This window comes from Vibrio sp. 661 (genome assembly GCF_033339315.1).
Classification (GTDB): domain Bacteria; phylum Pseudomonadota; class Gammaproteobacteria; order Enterobacterales; family Vibrionaceae; genus Vibrio; species Vibrio alginolyticus.
This window is the reverse complement of record NZ_JAWOUJ010000001.1, coordinates 792,544-808,797: the sequence shown is the minus strand read 5'-3', so window position 1 is coordinate 808,797 and position 16,254 is coordinate 792,544. Positions and strand designations below refer to the sequence as shown.

Sequence of the window (16,254 nt, the reverse complement as noted above, 5' to 3'; positions counted from 1 at the left end):
CCTTTTATTCACTCAGCGCAGTTGGATGGTCAGATTGGGCCCCGTCGGAATATCGTCATCAAACCAACGTGCCGTCACCGTTTTAGTCTCGGTATAAAAACGTACCGCTTGTTTACCATACGCATGTAAATCACCATAGAAACTGCCTCTCCAACCAGTAAAGGAGAAAAATGGTAAAGGGACTGGAATTGGCACATTAATCCCAACTTGACCGACTTGAATGTCATGCTGATATTTTCTCGCAGCAGCGCCATTAGCGGTAAATATAGAAGTTCCGTTGCCGTAAGGGTTGCGATTCACTAACTCAATGGCCTCTTGCAACGTTTCGACTTCCATACAAACTAAAACAGGGCCAAATATCTCTTGCGTGTAAATCGACATGTTCGCTGTTACACCGCTAAACAAGGTTGGGCCAATCCAGTTTCCATCGGGAAAGCCGTCCACTTCACACTGACTGCCATCGAGTTCACACACTGCGCCTTGTTGTTTGCCATCTTCGATTAGGTCCAATACGCGTTGCTTGGCTTGCTCACTGATCAGTGGGCCATAAGCAGCCTGTTCATCATCCCAAGGCCCTGGGTGTACTTTCGCCATCGCCAGTTTCAGGTCTGCAATCCATTGTTTTGAATCGCCGACAAATACCGCAACAGAAATTGCCATACAACGCTGCCCCGCAGCCCCTACGGAGGCTCCGATTAGGTTATTCACCACTTGATCTTTGTTTGCATCAGGCATGATCACCATGTGATTCTTTGCACCAGCAAAAGCTTGAACCCGTTTAAAATGTTTAGTCCCTGTAGTGTAGATATAACGGGCAACGGGAACCGAGCCAACAAATGACACCGCTCGAATATCAGGATGAGCCAGAAGAAAGTCGACTTGCTCTTTGCGGCCATGAACGACCTGCAACACTCCTTTCGGCGCGCCAGCTTGCTCAAATAGTTCAGCTAAACGAATAGAGGTCAATGGCACTTGTTCGGAGGGTTTGAGCACAAACGTATTGCCCGCAGCGATAGCGATTGGGAACATCCACAACGGAATCATGGCTGGAAAGTTAAACGGCGTAATGCCGCAACACACACCTAGGGGCTGAATCATTGAGTAACTATCAATATCCGTGGCAACGTTTTCGACGGTTTCTCCCATAATATTGCTGGCAATGTTTGCAGCCTGCTCAACCACCTCGATACCACGCCACACATCGCCTTTGGCATCCGCTAAAATCTTACCCGTTTCATGAGAAAGCAGTGTGGCAAGCTCATCATGATGCTCTTTGAGCAAGTGCTGATAACGCAGCATAACTCGGGCACGCTCGGATATTGCCACTTCCTTCCAAGATTGGAATGTCTCTTTCGCATTATCAATGGCGGCTTCCATCTCGTGCTCTGTGGAACATGGAACGTACGCAATGACATCATTAGTGGCGGGATTGGTTACCTCAACCCAATCCGATGTTTGAGATTCACGAAACTCGCCACCAATAAACAAGGGAACCAAACGAGTCATCATTTACTCCTTTCTAATTTCAATTAAAGCGGTATTTCAATGCCTATCGCCGTGGCTTCTCCACCACCGATACAAAGTGACGCAACACCCCGCATCACTTTTTTGGCTTCGAGATCACCATTGGTGCCTAGCGCTTGTAGCTGACGCAAACTGTGAATCAATGTCACCAGAATTCGTGCGCCACTAGCCCCTATCGGATGCCCAAGCGCACAAGCTCCACCTTTAATATTTACTTTGCTCGTATCTAGTCCAAGTTCCGCCACCGCTATTTGTGTCACAACGGCAAAGGCTTCATTGATTTCCCACAGGTCCACTTCATAAATTGACCAATCTAGCTGGAACAGCAGTTGCTCAATTGCGTAGACGGGTGCCAAAGTAAATTCTGCAGGTTTTCTGGCATGTGTAGAGTGCGCCTTGATGATCGCAAGTGGTTTAAGCCCCTGATGACGCGCAGTGTCTTCATCCATAAGCACAAGAGCCGCCGCGCCATCTGAAATGGCACTCGAATTAGCAGCGGTCACCGTACCTTTTTCATCGAATGCAGGTTTGAGTTGAGGAATTTTACCAAGGTCAATCGAGCGTGGGTGCTCATCGTAGTCCAGCACCGCTTGTTCTGACTTGGTATTGAGTGAAACCGGCGAAAGTTCATCGGCAAACAAGCCTCGCTCTTGAGCTTCCAACGCACGTTTTGCCGACATCACGGCCCATTCATCCATTTGCTCTCTGGTGAACTTAAGCCTGTCAGCGACTTGCTGAGCATAAACACCCATTAAGTGCCCTTCGTAAGCATCTTGTAGCCCATCGAGAAACATGTGGTCATACGCAGACTGGTGCCCCATACGCATTCCCTTTCTCGCCTCCCTCAGCAAATACGGCGCATTGGTCATACTTTCCATACCACCAGCAATGGCAGAGCGAATCGTTCCAGCTTTAATGAGATCGTGCGCTAACATGACGCTCTTCATGCCAGAGCCACACACTTTGTTAATGGTGGTGCACCCTACACCCAAAGGAAGATCTGCCCCCATAGATGCTTGCCTCGCAGGAGCTTGTCCACACCCTGCTGGAAGCACACATCCCATGAACACTTCATCCACCGAAGTCACATTCACTTCGTGCATTGCCGCCTTGATCGCCAGTGCGCCTAATTGAGGAGCAGAGTAAGTTTGCAACTTGCCTTGAAAGCGCCCAATTGGCGTTCTTTTCGCGCTGACAATCCAGATGTCTTTTCCCATGATTCGCATTCCCTTAAGGTATATGTGAACACTTGGCAGACTGATGACACCCTACATAGAATTACTCACCAAGCGCCGCACCAGCCTTTATCGCCTTTTTCACTAGCAAACTTTCATTCCGCGATTTCTTGACGTTTACGTAAGCATAGCACTAGCCTTTACAATGAGATGAAAAAACACACCAAGCAGGCGTTTATATTTCAAAGTTGATGTTCGACCTTCCCATTAAAGGTTCGATTTCCAGAAACTGGATTTTTATTCGAGGTAAGTATGTTATGGAAAAATACAAGATCAGTGACCTCGCCAAGGAGTTTGATATTACTACTCGCAGTATCCGGTTTTATGAAGACGTGGGTCTGATTGAACCAGAGCGAAAAGGCAATATGCGCGTTTATCAACGCAGGGATAGAATTCGCCTCAAACTGATTTTAAGAGGGAAACGACTCGGTTTTTCGTTGGCAGAAATTCGTGAACTTTTCGAGCTCTACGACATGCAACAAACCGAAGGACAGTTGTTGAAAATGCTCAATATCATTGAAGAGAAACAAGCCGTCCTACAGCAACAACTCAACGACATCAGCGTCGTTATGGCAGAGTTGAATGCCGCTAAGGAGCGTTGTATTCAAACACTCAAAAGCAAGCAGACATAAACGCTATACTCAATTAGCAACACCGCTACCGGCTTTTCCACCTTACCTCTGATACCGGGAGACGTTATGAAAAGCACCTATACCCCACTCAATTTCGGACTTGGTGATACCATCGATATGCTCCGAGAACACGTTAATGCCTTTGCTACGGAACATATTGCGCCCATCGCCGCTGAGATAGACCGCGATAACCAGTTCCCGAATCATTTATGGCCTTTGTTGGGAGAAATGGGGTTGCTTGGTGTGACCGTCGATGAAGAGCTTGGTGGTGCAGGCATGGGATACCTCGCTCATGTTGTTGCCATGGAAGAAATCAGCCGTGCCTCTGCGTCTGTCGCTTTAAGCTACGGCGCTCATTCTAACCTGTGCGTCAACCAAATCTTTCGTAACGGCACGCCTTCTCAACGTGAAAAATACCTTCCAAAACTCATTGATGGTACGCACGTTGGCGCCCTAGCGATGAGTGAGCCCAATGCAGGTTCAGACGTGATAAGCATGCAACTGAAAGCGGAGAACAAGGGCGACCATTTTGTACTGAATGGCAACAAAATGTGGATAACAAACGGGCCCGATGCTGACGTAGTGGTGCTTTACGCTAAAACGGATGTCAGCGCAGGTTCACGTGGCATTACCGCATTCATTATTGAACGTAACTTCGCAGGTTTCACTCATGCTCAAAAGCTGGACAAGCTAGGCATGAGAGGCTCGAATACTTGCGAACTTGTATTTAACCATTGCGTAGTGCCAAAAGAGAATATTCTTGGCGAGTTGAATCAAGGCGTCGAGGTGTTAATGAGTGGGCTGGATTACGAGCGCGTCGTCCTCGCTGCCGGACCACTCGGGATAATGCAAGCTTGCATGGACATCGTGGTCCCGTACGTACATGAACGAGAGCAGTTTGGAAAACCCATTGGCGAGTTTCAGTTAGTTCAGGGCAAGATCGCCGATATGTACTCTCGAATGAGTGCAGCAAAAGCTTATGTATATACCGTCGCAGCGGCTTGTGATCGAGGTAACGCAACACGCAAAGACGCCGCTGGCGCGATTTTGTACAGTGCAGAACTCGCCACACAAATGGCACTCGATGCAATACAACTGCTCGGTGGGAATGGCTACATCAATGAATACCCTGCTGGTCGTTTGCTACGTGATGCAAAGCTTTATGAAATCGGCGCGGGTACCTCTGAGATTCGCCGCATGTTAATAGGCCGAGAGCTGTTCGAAGAATCTCGCTAACGGAACATACGACAAGGAAGTCATTATGGCCATTATCAAAAGTAAAACTAAGCCAACTGACGAGTTATTTCTTTCCAATAAAGCTGCGATGGAAACGTTGGTCACTCAACTTAATCAACACATCGAGACCATCAAACAGGGCGGCGGTGAAAAAGCCATTCAGCACCAGAGGCAAAAAGGAAAACTCCCCGCACGAGAACGCATCGCGCGCTTGCTTGATGACAACACTGACTTTCTTGAAATCAGCCAGTTTGCCGCCTGGCAAGTGTATGACGAAGCGATCCCCTGTGCTGGCGTTATCGCCGGCATTGGTATCATAGAGGGAATTCAATGCATGGTCATCTCCAACGATGCTTCGGTAAAAGGCGGAACCTACTACCCACTCACGGTAAAAAAACACCTTAGAGCGCAAGAGATAGCCCAACGTTGCCAACTCCCCTGCGTGTACTTGGTGGACTCCGGTGGCGCAAATCTCCCTCATCAGTCCGACGTCTTCCCCGATAAAGAACACTTTGGTCGCATTTTCTTTAACCAAGCGAGAATGTCGGCGAAAGGCATCCCCCAAGTTGCTGTTGTGATGGGGCTTTGCACTGCTGGGGGCGCGTACGTTCCTGCCATGGCGGATGTCTCCATTATGGTTAAAGAGCAAGGCACCATTTTTTTGGCGGGGCCACCTTTGGTGAAAGCGGCCACTGGCGAAGTCGTGACGGGTGAAGAGCTCGGCGGTGCAGACGTGCATTGTCGAAAATCTGGTGTCGCAGATTATTACGCTGAAAATGATGAACATGCCCTAATGCTTGCGAGAGAAGCCATTGCCAATGCCAATAGAACAAGACCTGTTAAGCCAGAAAACACCGTGCTTCCTCCCCGCTACGACGCAGAAGAAATCTACGGAATTGTGAATGCCAACTTACGACTGTCATTCGACGTTCGAGAAATTATTGCCCGCATCGTCGATGATTCTGATTTCGACGAATTCAAATCCTTGTACGGCAGAACGCTAGTGTGTGGCTTCGCTCGTATTCAAGGACACTTGATTGGTATTGTGGCAAACAACGGTATCTTGTTTTCTGAATCGGCACAAAAAGGCGCGCACTTTATTGAGCTGTGCGCCAAACGGAAAATACCGCTTCTCTTTCTCCAAAACATTACCGGCTTTATGGTCGGAAAAAAGGTTGAAGAAGAAGGCATCGCAAAACATGGCGCCAAGTTAGTGATGGCCGTCGCTTGTGCTGACGTGCCGAAGTTTACCGTGATCATCGGTGGATCGTACGGCGCTGGTAATTACGGCATGTGCGGCCGAGCGTATGATCCAACCATGATGTGGATGTGGCCGAACGCGCGTATTTCTGTGATGGGCGGAGAACAAGCAGCAGGCGTTTTAACACAAGTTCGAAAAGACGCGAAGGAACGTCAGGGGGAAGCGTGGTCAGAGCAAGAAGAGCACATTTTTAGAGAATCGATCATAGACTTGTATGAAACACAAGGACATCCCTATTTTGCGAGTGCTCGGCTATGGGATGACGGAATTATTGACCCTAAAAAAACGCGTCAGGTGTTGAGTCAAGCGTTAACGGCAGCATTAAATGCCCCCATTCCTGATAGCGAGTTTGGCGTCTTCAGAATGTAAACATCCAAAGATGAATTAAGGAAGTTAGTATGCAGGAAATGCAACCAAGCATTATTCCCAACGCCCAAAGGCAAGATGATGTTCTTTGGCATGTCGATGATAATGGCGTAGCGACCATTACCCTAAACAGAACAGCTAAACACAATGCTTTTGACGCTTGTACGATCGACTTGCTGATCCACCGCCTAGATTATCTCGCTTTACGAACGGATGTGCGGTGCTTGGTATTAAGAAGTAACGGCAAGCACTTTTCATCCGGGGCCGATTTGAATTGGATGCAGTCGATGGCCGACAGCACGAGGCAAGATAACTTCGTTGATGCCCAAAACTTGGCAAGACTCATGGAAACATTAGATTCGTTCCCTCAACCCACCATCGCAGTTGTTCAAGGTTCCGCTTATGGTGGTGCTTTAGGGTTGATTTGTTGTAGTGATATCGCCATCGCAAGCCAAAGTGCCAAATTTTGCTTAAGTGAAGTTAAGCTTGGTTTAGTTCCAGCGACCATTGCGCCTTACGTCATGCGCGCGATGGGGAATAGACAAGCTAGACGCTATATCTTAAGTGGTGAAGTCATTTCAGCCGAAGATGCCGAACGGTTTGGTATTGTGCACGAAGTGAAAGAAGCCAAACAGCTTGAAAATGCGGTCGATAGTGTAATCAAGACGTTGCTACTTAATAGCCCAGATGCGATGCGTAAAGCGAAAACTCTCTGCCATCAATGTCATCAAAACCCCATCGATCAACAACTGATTCACTATACTAGCAAGCTCATTGCGGACATTAGAGCATCACCCCAAGGTCAAGATGGGCTGCAAGCGTTTCTTGAAAAACGAAGCCCAAGTTGGGTAACCAAATCACAGGACAAGTAATGCTGCCTTCCAAAGTAAATATTGTCGAAGTAGGTCCACGAGATGGATTGCAAAATGAATCTCCTGTTGCGACCCAGACTAAAATCCGGTTGATCAACTTACTCTCTGATACTGGGCTAACGCATATTGAGGCGGGCTCTTTTGTTTCGCCCAAATGGGTGCCACAAATGGCGGACTCAACAGAGGTCATGAAAGCAATAACAAGGCGAAATCATGTTACTTATTCTGCCCTGACACCAAACCTAAAAGGCTTCGAACAAGCCTTGGAGGCTGGTGCCAATCAGGTCGCAATTTTCACTTCATCATCAGAAGGATTCTGCCAACACAATATCAATTGCTCGATTGCAGAAAGTTTAACTCGCTTCGAGCCTGTAATGCGATTAGCCACCAAACACAGCATCCCTGTTCGAGGTTATCTATCCTGCGTTGCAGATTGCCCTTACGACGGTCCAACAGCCCCTAAACAGGTGGCGAGCGTGACCAAATCGCTCATCGATTTAGGGTGCTATGAAGTATCTCTAGGCGATACAATCGGCACAGGCACGCCAAATCGAATTGCTGCTATGCTGGAAGCCGTCATGTTGGTTGCACCTCTTCCCCAGCTTGCTGTCCATTTCCACGATACATGGGGACAAGCTCTCACCAACATTCATCAAGCCTTGAGTATGGGCATCAATACCATCGACAGCAGTGTCGCTGGGCTGGGTGGATGTCCATACGCTCATGGCGCATCAGGAAATGTCGCAACGGAGGATGTACTATATTTATGCCAAGGGTTAGGAATAGAAACGGGGATCGACTTAGAGCTACTGGCTAAAGCTGGCTGGATGATCAGCGAAGAGCTGGGTCGGCAGCCTACATCAAAAGTGTCATTAGCATTGCGTAACCGCGTATTATCACTTTCGTAGAAGGCCATCCGGCACCTCAAATTCTCCCAACCCAAGTTAATTTGCTCTACTTTCGAGTTGGGAAGCGAAACCGCCCGCCAGTACGATAAATAATTAGAGAAAATAAGATAAGCACACAACCTACTAGTTTATTTGCCGTTAGCACTTCGCCATACCACAGCACGCTCAGAATAACCGTCCAAACTGGTTCTAATATCATAATTAGAGCAGCGTTACCTGCCTGAACAAATTTTTGCCCCATGGTTTGCATTACGTAACGCAAGCTCGTCGCTAATAAGGTACTCAACGCAAACCACCACCAAATAGAGGAGTCCACCTCTGCCGGGAAAGATTCCATAAAAAATGAAACCAACAAACCTAAACAACCTGCTGAAAAAAGTTGCACGCAAGTAAGCAGCAACACTGGTAGTTTTTGAGAGTATTTGCTGTTCACATTAAAATGAAGCGCCAAAACCAGTGCTGCACCAAGAAACCACAATTGACTGGCCGATTGTTTCCAGCCACCAACTAAAGAAAGACAAGCGAGACCTAATACAGCGATAGGCAAAGAAAGCCAGAAAATTCGTTGTGGTCGTTGACGAAACATAACCCATGCAACAATCGGCACAAACAGCATGGAAAGGCTCATGATAAATGCGCCTTCCCCGAGAGTATCACTGATAGAAATGGCGTAAATCCATGTCATAACGGCACTGCCTAACAGGAGTCCGACACCACTAGCAGATAACACATCTTTTAAGTTTGCTTTCAGCAAAGGTCGGTAACATAGAGGCAGCAAGCAGAGCGAAGCGATTGTAAATCGCGCCCCAATAAAGCCAAAAGGTGGTAAACCCTGTATTGTTTCCTTAGAGAATATCCAGCCAAGTGCCGCGATCATCGTCGTCGCAACCAGAATAACCGTCGCTTTGCGTTCTGAGTTAAACATAAGTACTCACAAAATATGGAACACACAATAGCGCAGCAAGAGAGTTTTACTGCGCTACTGTGTAAATTTGAAAGGGGTTTGTGTCGAGCGAAAAAGTGAAAGCCCGATCCTCTCCTGTATTGTTGTCACGCAGATTGAAGTTCTGCTTCTAGATACATTAAATGCAGGCAAAGTCTTAAGGCAAGCCTTTTCGCATACTAAATTACTTTAGCATTCTATACAGCAAGCAAACTGGCTAAAACCTGTACGGGGTGTCGAACTACCCCTCCTTCAAAACGCTTAACTTGACTGCGGCAGGAGTAGTATTGCGACTTCAACGCTCCTCAATACAGGTTGAATAAGGTGAATTGCTTTTTACCCATCGCCCCTACAATGAAAACCTATTGATTAACTACAACGAGCGGTTAAATTGCTCCACGGCCTCTACAACACGGCTAGCGCCATCTTGTATTTCATTCATCACATTGCCTGCTTTTTCAGAGAGCTCTAGCGTATCTAGTGCTTCTTTTTGGCATTTAGCGATCAGCTTAACTGCGTTATCTGTTCGCTGTAGGTTTTCACTGACCATTGTGACAATTTCATCGGTGGTTGCATTGGTTCTTGTAGCAAGCTGTCTGACTTCATCAGCAACAACGGCAAAACCTCTACCATGCTCACCCGCACGAGCCGCTTCTATCGCCGCATTTAACGCCAATAAGTTAGTTTGGTCAGCGATACCACTGATGCTATTTACCAACTCGCTAATACGCGATGAGTGCGCTTTAAGCTCGTCAATCGCGGTGTTCGCTTGCTGCATTTGCTCGGAAAGTATCTGCATCTTTTCTAACGTTGAGCCTATAACCTCTTGCCCTTGCAGGGTTTGTGTACCAGTTTCTTGGGAGATTTCGTTCGCCAATTGCGCAGCCTGGGCCATTTTCTGTTCCTGCATCACCTGCTGGGTAATATCTGTCGCGAACTTAACGACCTTGTAGAGCTCTCCTCTGTCGTTATGGATAGGGTTATATGAAGCCTCTAGCCACACCTCTTCACCATAACGGTTAACTCGTTTGAATCGCTCTGATGAAAATTGCCCTTTTGCTAAACGTTGCCAAAACTCACGGTAAGCTTGAGAGCTCGACTCTTCCTGATCACAAAACATGCGATGATGCTTCCCTTGAATCTGATCAAGCGTATAACCCATTGTGTTTAGGAAATTATCGTTGGCTTTTAAAACATGGCCATCTAATGTGAACTCAATCACCGCCATAGAACGACTTAATGCATTTAGCATGTCCTCTTGCTCACGGGATGATTTGATCGTTCGCGTAAGTTCAGAAGCAAAAACAAAAAAGCTTTCTACTTCTCTGCGCTCATTTAAAACAGGCTGGATAATCGTTCTTAACCAGGCTTCCTCACCATTACCTTTCTGTACTTGCAATGCCCCATTCCAGAACACTTTATCTTGGACGGCTTTCTTCATTCGATGAAAGTGGTCTGTATTGCGCGAATTTGACGGTACCAATTCAGTAATTGATTTCGTTAAGATCTCATCATCATGTAAGAAAAGTTCTTGCTGTAGTTTGGTATTTGCAGAAGTAATGAGGCCTTTACTATCCAATGTTAAGCGGATCATCTCTTCATCTAAACTGGTTTGGATTTGCTGCAGGATTTGCAACTCCTGCTTTAATCGTTGATTTTCTTGTTGAAGCGACTTATTAAAAAACATGACTTTCTCTCATTTGACCGACCTTCGGACTAGTCAAAGGTTTATTATTTGTATACCGAATAAACTGCAAGCGGCAAAATCGTTTGGTTGCATATTCAAACGCGATTTCTATTTCTTATAAAAGGATTCTCGCTGGGAATACGGCGATTTTTTCTCCAGTGTAACCTAAGCGCAGTATACTGAAATTTCTTCAGCGCCCAAGCTGTTTATATATTTATCAATATTAAAGCTCTTTATCGCCAGCTTTAGATTTGTATTTGTGGATTTACTTATATGGAAAATTGGTGTGTTCAGATCAATAAGCCTTTTCATCAAAAAAGGGCTTTGACTTAGTTCCAATAATTTTCGCCGTTTTACCGCTTTTCCACCCGACTTTTGAGCGATTACCCACTCCTTATTCGCTTGGATTTCTATTAACAACGCACGGAGCAACAAACGCATCGATTTGCCCAGTATCAATACGTTGTGGTATTCGCTCATTCAGTTTGCCGTGAAGGTGATGAATCACCACCTCATCAGTCGATTCGTCACGATCAGAAATGAGGCAATGAGGTAATAACGCATGACACCAGAGATTACATTATGTGTCCAACATTGTGCCCACTCCTAAGTTTCATAACTTCCTTCCCTCGGACGCTTCTATCTCTCACCACAGCAACTATGCTTTAAACGACATGTATTCAATTGTCTAGCTTCAACATATGAAGGTTAAGTGAACATAAACAAGCGAAGGAAACAGGGTCATGGAAGTCGATAAAAATGATAAGTTAACAAAGAAATTACAGGTAGTGATTCATTGGTCTGTAAGAGTATTGTCGATAGTTATGTTGTTTGTAATCGTCATGGGTGTGATAGATGTTGCATGGACGATATATCAAAAACTTATCACGCCACCTAAACTCATTCTGACGATTTCAGATATGCTAGCCACTTTTGGTGCTTTTATGGCCGTTTTAATTGCTATTGAAATTTTCATCAATATAACTATTTACCTGAGAGAAAATGTTATTCATGTAAAAATCGTCATGGCCACCGCGCTGATGGCAATCTCCCGAAAGGTCATTATTATAGACTTTGAAACCTTGTCTCCAATGTACCTGATTGGAATTGCGGCTGTAGTTCTTAGTATGAGTCTTGGTTACTGGCTGATCCATAAACTGCCCAATAAGAGCCATACTGAATAAACTTCTCAGCCTCCCGACTTTTCAGATACTCTCACGGCATGAAAAAGTCTTGTCTTGGCACGTTGAAGCTAATAAATTCCTCCATGCTAGGCTCTATATACTGCGAGACTACAAGATTATAGAGTAGTGCCTAAGCGGAGAAATTATCGATATTGTTTTCTAGCAGCTAATCTTTGAGTATTGGCACAGCTCAATGGGGGCAAGTGTTGCTCCAGTTCCCCCATCTGATATATACCCTCAACATCTATGCATTTTACTTTCAACTCCTTCAGCTCAGTTTGCGAAACAGCCTTAAAGGTCAAAGTAACTTTCAATCCCATTCAGAGTGTTGGTCGTGGCCACAGCGGCTAATATCAACCCCATGATCCGACTTACAGCACTAGCTCCTGTATTCCCAATAATCCTGTGTATGCCGCTGGCCATTAATAGCAAGATATAAACAACCAATAGTACCAGCAGCATCATAGCCACGGTCTGGACTTGCTCCCAAATATTAAACCGCACGTTCTCTGTGAGTAAAACGGCGGCTAATATTGCGCCAGGGCTAGCAATTGATGGAATGGCTAGAGGAAAAACTGCTGTATCATGATGACTATTGAGCGTTCTGATTTCTTCTGCTGGTTTACTCTCACCAAATATCATAGTCAAAGCAAACAAGAACAATACGATACCGCCCGAGATTTGAAACGCAGACAAGGGAATACGCATTGCTGTAAGTATGATTTCACCAGCAACAACAAAAAACAGTAGGATAGCAGCGGAGAATAGAGTCGCAAACAGAGCGACCTTACGCTTTGCCACTTCTTCATAGCTTTTTGTGGCTGCGATAAAAACGGGCACAGTACCTATGGGATCGATGACAGCAAAGAAAAAGATAAAAGTTGCCACAAAGTCAATCATGCTACTTTCTCCAGTACTAATTTAGCTTTAAGGATAGAAGATCAGCTTGAAGTAGCAGAGAAAATGTTTGACGCTAACATAGCGAGAGCTCATTCAGAAAAACAAAAATGGTGCGTTATTTACAATACAGAACTTACTTCTATCCTATCGATAACTATTAATATCTCAAAGGTAATGACTACCATACCTAACGGTAGTCGCCATCGCTTTAGACTTCTCAGAGAACATCAAAAAAACAAGTGAACGAGAAGAATATCGACGTCATAAGATAGTGAGGCTTTAGTGTTTATACCAGTGCTCTTTTGACTCCATTTGAGCTTTTACTTCTGCACTATATTCAGCAGTAGGTCGTGCCAATAACCTTGGAATGCCGATAGGTTCTCCGGACTCTAAACAATAGCCATACTCCCCTGCGCGCAAGCGAGCCAACGATTGTTGAATCTTAGGTAACAGCTTTTGCTCTCTATCTATGATTCTTAATGCGATTGCAGATTGCTCCTCACTGGACGCCCTATCGCTTTCGTCACTGAATTCCATTGGCGCAATCATCTCTTCTTTCGCGCGTTCAATATGCGCTAACGTCAATTCATAAAGCTCAAATAATCGGTTTTCAAAAAACGCTAGCTGAGCTTCATTCATATAATCCGCCTCGGGCGCTGCAAGAATTTCTTCTTCTGTCATGACATGCTTTTTCTCTTCGTTCATAGAACCTCCACACCGAGATAAGAGTTCGATCTCTAAATTCCGGACATCTGAACCTGTGCAACTAAACGACAAATAAAGCCGCCAATAAGGTGCAGTGCTCGACACACTCACAAACTTCTTGATGCCAGAGTTAAGATCACCGACTATATTAATTGTTATATTATAACATTACAAAGAGCATGAGCATGAACACCCAGAAACTCCCTGTTACGGTTTTGTCCGGCTTTCTAGGCGCAGGAAAAACAACCGTTTTAAGTCATATTCTTAACAATAGACAAGGCAGAAAAGTCGCGGTCATCGTCAACGACATGAGCGAAGTCAACATCGATGCGGCGACCGTTCAGAATGAAGTTTCTCTCAACCACAGTGAAGAAAAGTTGGTTGAAATGAGTAACGGTTGCATCTGTTGTACCCTGCGTGAAGATCTACTTGAAGAAGTCACGAAACTCGCGCAAGAAGGCAGATTCGATTACTTAGTTATCGAGTCCACTGGCATCGCTGAGCCACTTCCCGTTGCAGAGACTTTTACGTTTGCTGATGAAAACGGGCTATCACTTTCAGACGTTGCACGTTTAGACACCATGGTTACGGTGGTTGATGCGATTAACTTTCTGCGTGATTACGATGAAGCTAAGTTCTTAACAGAGACAGCCGAATCATTAGGTGAAGACGATGAACGCAGCGTCGCCGACTTGCTCGTTGATCAAGTAGAGTTCGCTGACGTTATCTTGATAAGTAAAACCGACCTTGCTGAGAAATCAGAAATCGAAAGGCTTCTTGCGATTCTTAAAACTCTTAATACATCGGCCACTATTCTTCCTATCTCGAATGGTGAAGTAGAACTTGATGCGGTACTCGACACACAAAGCTTCAGTTTTGAAAAGGCACAACAAGCCCCTGGTTGGTTGAAGGAAATGCGAGGCGAGCACATACCGGAAACCGAAGAATACGGCATTTCCAGCTTTGCCTATCATGCGAGACGCCCTTTCCATCCAGAGAAGTTTTACGACTTCCTCCACAATGCGAAAGATTACGGCAAACTGATTCGTTCCAAGGGTTACTTTTGGCTAGCAACAAGACCAGAGTTTGTCGGTCAATGGAGCCAAGCGGGAGGCATCGCACGTTATGGTGTTGCGGGTATGTTTTGGAAAGCGATTCCGAAGGAGGAATGGCCGACGGATCAAGATTACCTCGATGCTATAAACGACATTTGGCAAGAACCTTATGGCGATATGCGACAAGAATTGGTGTTTATTGGTCAGGGATTAGAGCAAGACAAATTGATTGCTCGTCTCAACGAATGCTTGTTAACAGAAGATGAGATGGAGCAAGGGCTCGACTATTGGCTATCTCTGGAAGACCCTTTCCCTGAATGGGAACAGTAAACGACTGAGATTCAAAAAAGCCTCCCACCATTCGGGAGGCTTTTTAGTTACACTGAGCCAATTTTGTTATATAGAACCAACGCAGCAAGTCCGCCTTGGAACAAGCTGAGATTCACACATGCAGCGAGGGAATCCTCACCAGCGCATTCAAACCGTCTTCTTCTGGCTCAACTTAGCTATTTTCTTTGGCCAAGGATCTTCAAATGTTGCCCCTTGTTGCCATTGCTCCAATTCCGCTTCCGTTAAAAAGCAGTTTTCCAGCGCATCAATAAACGCATCGACTTCGTTTTCCTGCCCAATAACCGTTAAGCGACAACGACGATCACCAAAGCGGCTTTCAACACTGTCTATCTTATCTTGCAGGATTTGACGATGTTCTTCAGTGAAGTTTTGCGATTCGTCATTGATTACCGAAGCACGCCAAAAGCCTGTAATTTCAAGCCCCACATTGCCATTCGCTTGGCTCCAAAGCAGTGAAACATCGTCTCGAGTTGGAAACCAAAAGAACCCCTTACTGCGGAACACACCTTTAGTTAAATACTGGTGGCAGGTATTCCACAAACGCGCAGGATGAAAAGGTCGATCATCTTTGATCACTTTCGCGACAAGGCTTTGTTCGTCTTTATCAGAGAGATTCAACGGCTCATTCACCGTCTCACGAAGTTCTGCGATTAACTGCTCAACAAGGAAGAAATTGTAGTCTTGCTCACCTTTCAACATGCGGATATCCAAGTTTCCCCATGACGTTTTGATTATCTCGGTGTAAACGTTAAGCGGGTGAATCGCCTGCGCGATGTTGCGAACGGTATTGTCATCCACTTTGTCCGTCTTGGTGAGCATGACACGGTTTGAGAACATGATTTGCTCTACCAACAAGTTTTCAACGCCGCGAACACCCTGCTGCACGTTCTCCTGCCACCTCGGAATTAAGGCAGAACCTTGTCGATAGTCATCTCGCAACCAAGTCGCATCCACCAACGTAATCACGTCTTTGAGAGCGAATGGTGCGTTATTTTTGAAATACTCAACCAAAGGCAAAGGATGACTACTGCCCGACGTTTCAATCACAATCCATTCTGGCGATTTTTCTACGCAGAGCTTTTTAAGGGCTTTATCGAGCTGCTTTACACCACTCGGGCTGCTGATACTGTCTCCACTGATCGTGACAAAGTTGCCCTGCTCTTCACTCACCGCATCGGTATTTAAGATAAGCACGCCATCAACGTCTAACTCACTCATATCATTCACAATAACGGAAAGATCAATGCCAGAAAAATCGGCTTGTTGAAGAATATTGCGTAAAAACGTGGTTTTCCCTGACCCGAGAAACCCATGCAAAATAGTGACTGGAATTGATGGCATACCTTTGACCTACAAACTCTGAATAAACGCATGTTATAACATAACAATTTAATG

At 45.6% G+C, this 16,254-nt stretch carries 15 protein-coding genes; 7 read left to right on the top strand and 8 right to left on the bottom strand.

What is annotated here, in order from left to right:
• Window positions 1-12: 12 nt before the first annotated feature.
• Together R7P69_RS03645 and R7P69_RS03640 are read right to left on the bottom strand one after the other, a co-directional pair.
• Window positions 13-1,506, bottom strand: a complete 1,494-nt coding sequence (locus R7P69_RS03645; protein WP_064369191.1) for a CoA-acylating methylmalonate-semialdehyde dehydrogenase — start codon at window positions 1,504-1,506, stop codon at window positions 13-15.
• Window positions 1,507-1,529: 23 nt separating this feature from the next.
• Complete coding sequence (locus R7P69_RS03640; protein WP_005375769.1) at window positions 1,530-2,741, bottom strand: thiolase family protein; 1,212 nt, start codon at window positions 2,739-2,741, stop codon at window positions 1,530-1,532.
• 275 nt (window positions 2,742-3,016) lie between these two features.
• Between R7P69_RS03640 and R7P69_RS03635 the strand changes: the two genes are divergently transcribed.
• The 5 genes from R7P69_RS03635 (at window position 3,017) to R7P69_RS03615 (ending at window position 8,034) form a co-directional block, all read left to right on the top strand.
• Window positions 3,017-3,391 (top strand): MerR family transcriptional regulator, encoded by a 375-nt coding sequence (locus tag R7P69_RS03635; RefSeq protein WP_017821195.1) that lies wholly within the window; start codon window positions 3,017-3,019, stop codon window positions 3,389-3,391.
• Between the two features lie 66 nt (window positions 3,392-3,457).
• Window positions 3,458-4,627: an isovaleryl-CoA dehydrogenase gene (locus tag R7P69_RS03630; RefSeq protein WP_005375766.1), complete on the top strand. Its 1,170-nt coding sequence runs from the start codon at window positions 3,458-3,460 to the stop codon at window positions 4,625-4,627.
• A 25-nt stretch (window positions 4,628-4,652) separates the two neighbouring features.
• Window positions 4,653-6,257, top strand: coding sequence for a carboxyl transferase domain-containing protein (locus tag R7P69_RS03625; protein ID WP_238952563.1), 1,605 nt, complete (start codon window positions 4,653-4,655; stop codon window positions 6,255-6,257).
• A 29-nt stretch (window positions 6,258-6,286) separates the two neighbouring features.
• Complete coding sequence (locus tag R7P69_RS03620) at window positions 6,287-7,126, top strand: enoyl-CoA hydratase-related protein (protein WP_238952562.1); 840 nt, start codon at window positions 6,287-6,289, stop codon at window positions 7,124-7,126.
• Window positions 7,126-8,034, top strand: coding sequence for a hydroxymethylglutaryl-CoA lyase (locus tag R7P69_RS03615; protein WP_085568956.1), 909 nt, complete (start codon window positions 7,126-7,128; stop codon window positions 8,032-8,034). The genes R7P69_RS03620 and R7P69_RS03615 overlap by 1 nt, the downstream gene beginning before the upstream one ends.
• Before the next feature lie 46 nt (window positions 8,035-8,080).
• Here the strand turns inward: R7P69_RS03615 and R7P69_RS03610 are convergent, their stop codons facing one another.
• From R7P69_RS03610 to R7P69_RS03600, 3 genes are all read right to left on the bottom strand, one after another.
• Window positions 8,081-8,959 (bottom strand): DMT family transporter, encoded by an 879-nt coding sequence (locus tag R7P69_RS03610; RefSeq protein WP_047100918.1) that lies wholly within the window; start codon window positions 8,957-8,959, stop codon window positions 8,081-8,083.
• 391 nt (window positions 8,960-9,350) lie between these two features.
• Complete coding sequence (locus R7P69_RS03605; RefSeq protein ID WP_158173131.1) at window positions 9,351-10,664, bottom strand: methyl-accepting chemotaxis protein; 1,314 nt, start codon at window positions 10,662-10,664, stop codon at window positions 9,351-9,353.
• A 165-nt stretch (window positions 10,665-10,829) separates the two neighbouring features.
• A complete protein-coding gene (locus tag R7P69_RS03600; protein ID WP_104976547.1) occupies window positions 10,830-11,144 on the bottom strand; it encodes a hypothetical protein in 315 nt (104 codons plus the stop codon).
• A gap of 263 nt (window positions 11,145-11,407) precedes the next feature.
• Here R7P69_RS03600 and R7P69_RS03595 point away from each other — a divergent pair, with 263 nt between their 5' ends.
• Entirely contained in the window at window positions 11,408-11,848 is a 441-nt protein-coding gene (locus R7P69_RS03595) for a phosphate-starvation-inducible PsiE family protein (RefSeq protein WP_104976546.1), read from the top strand.
• A gap of 291 nt (window positions 11,849-12,139) precedes the next feature.
• Here R7P69_RS03595 and R7P69_RS03590 read toward each other — a convergent pair whose 3' ends face one another.
• Window positions 12,140-12,748 (bottom strand): MarC family protein, encoded by a 609-nt coding sequence (locus R7P69_RS03590; RefSeq protein ID WP_017635732.1) that lies wholly within the window; start codon window positions 12,746-12,748, stop codon window positions 12,140-12,142.
• Between the two features lie 279 nt (window positions 12,749-13,027).
• A complete protein-coding gene (locus tag R7P69_RS03585; protein ID WP_104976545.1) occupies window positions 13,028-13,453 on the bottom strand; it encodes a TraR/DksA C4-type zinc finger protein in 426 nt (141 codons plus the stop codon).
• 185 nt (window positions 13,454-13,638) lie between these two features.
• Between R7P69_RS03585 and zigA the strand changes: the two genes are divergently transcribed.
• On the top strand, window positions 13,639-14,838 hold the full coding sequence (gene zigA / locus R7P69_RS03580; protein WP_238952561.1) for a zinc metallochaperone GTPase ZigA: 1,200 nt from the start codon (window positions 13,639-13,641) through the stop codon (window positions 14,836-14,838).
• A 147-nt stretch (window positions 14,839-14,985) separates the two neighbouring features.
• Here the strand turns inward: zigA and R7P69_RS03575 are convergent, their stop codons facing one another.
• Complete coding sequence (locus R7P69_RS03575; RefSeq protein ID WP_238952560.1) at window positions 14,986-16,200, bottom strand: CobW family GTP-binding protein; 1,215 nt, start codon at window positions 16,198-16,200, stop codon at window positions 14,986-14,988.
• Between the last annotated feature and the right edge of the window lie 54 nt (window positions 16,201-16,254).

Bases quoted from the DNA above. Each gene is read 5' to 3' on its own strand.
- R7P69_RS03620 (WP_238952562.1), top strand. From the start codon at position 6,287: ATGCAGGAAATGCAACCAAGCATTATTCCCAACGCCCAAAGGCAAGAT.
- R7P69_RS03600 (WP_104976547.1), bottom strand. From the start codon at position 11,144: ATGAGCGAATACCACAACGTATTGATACTGGGCAAATCGATGCGTTTG.
- R7P69_RS03590 (WP_017635732.1), bottom strand. From the start codon at position 12,748: ATGATTGACTTTGTGGCAACTTTTATCTTTTTCTTTGCTGTCATCGAT.
- R7P69_RS03575 (WP_238952560.1), bottom strand. From the start codon at position 16,200: ATGCCATCAATTCCAGTCACTATTTTGCATGGGTTTCTCGGGTCAGGG.
- zigA (WP_238952561.1), top strand. From the start codon at position 13,639: ATGAACACCCAGAAACTCCCTGTTACGGTTTTGTCCGGCTTTCTAGGC.
- R7P69_RS03645 (WP_064369191.1), bottom strand. From the start codon at position 1,506: ATGACTCGTTTGGTTCCCTTGTTTATTGGTGGCGAGTTTCGTGAATCT.
- R7P69_RS03630 (WP_005375766.1), top strand. From the start codon at position 3,458: ATGAAAAGCACCTATACCCCACTCAATTTCGGACTTGGTGATACCATC.
- R7P69_RS03595 (WP_104976546.1), top strand. From the start codon at position 11,408: ATGGAAGTCGATAAAAATGATAAGTTAACAAAGAAATTACAGGTAGTG.
- R7P69_RS03585 (WP_104976545.1), bottom strand. From the start codon at position 13,453: ATGAACGAAGAGAAAAAGCATGTCATGACAGAAGAAGAAATTCTTGCA.
- R7P69_RS03625 (WP_238952563.1), top strand. From the start codon at position 4,653: ATGGCCATTATCAAAAGTAAAACTAAGCCAACTGACGAGTTATTTCTT.
- R7P69_RS03605 (WP_158173131.1), bottom strand. From the start codon at position 10,664: ATGTTTTTTAATAAGTCGCTTCAACAAGAAAATCAACGATTAAAGCAG.
- R7P69_RS03610 (WP_047100918.1), bottom strand. From the start codon at position 8,959: ATGTTTAACTCAGAACGCAAAGCGACGGTTATTCTGGTTGCGACGACG.
- R7P69_RS03615 (WP_085568956.1), top strand. From the start codon at position 7,126: ATGCTGCCTTCCAAAGTAAATATTGTCGAAGTAGGTCCACGAGATGGA.
- R7P69_RS03635 (WP_017821195.1), top strand. From the start codon at position 3,017: ATGGAAAAATACAAGATCAGTGACCTCGCCAAGGAGTTTGATATTACT.
- R7P69_RS03640 (WP_005375769.1), bottom strand. From the start codon at position 2,741: ATGGGAAAAGACATCTGGATTGTCAGCGCGAAAAGAACGCCAATTGGG.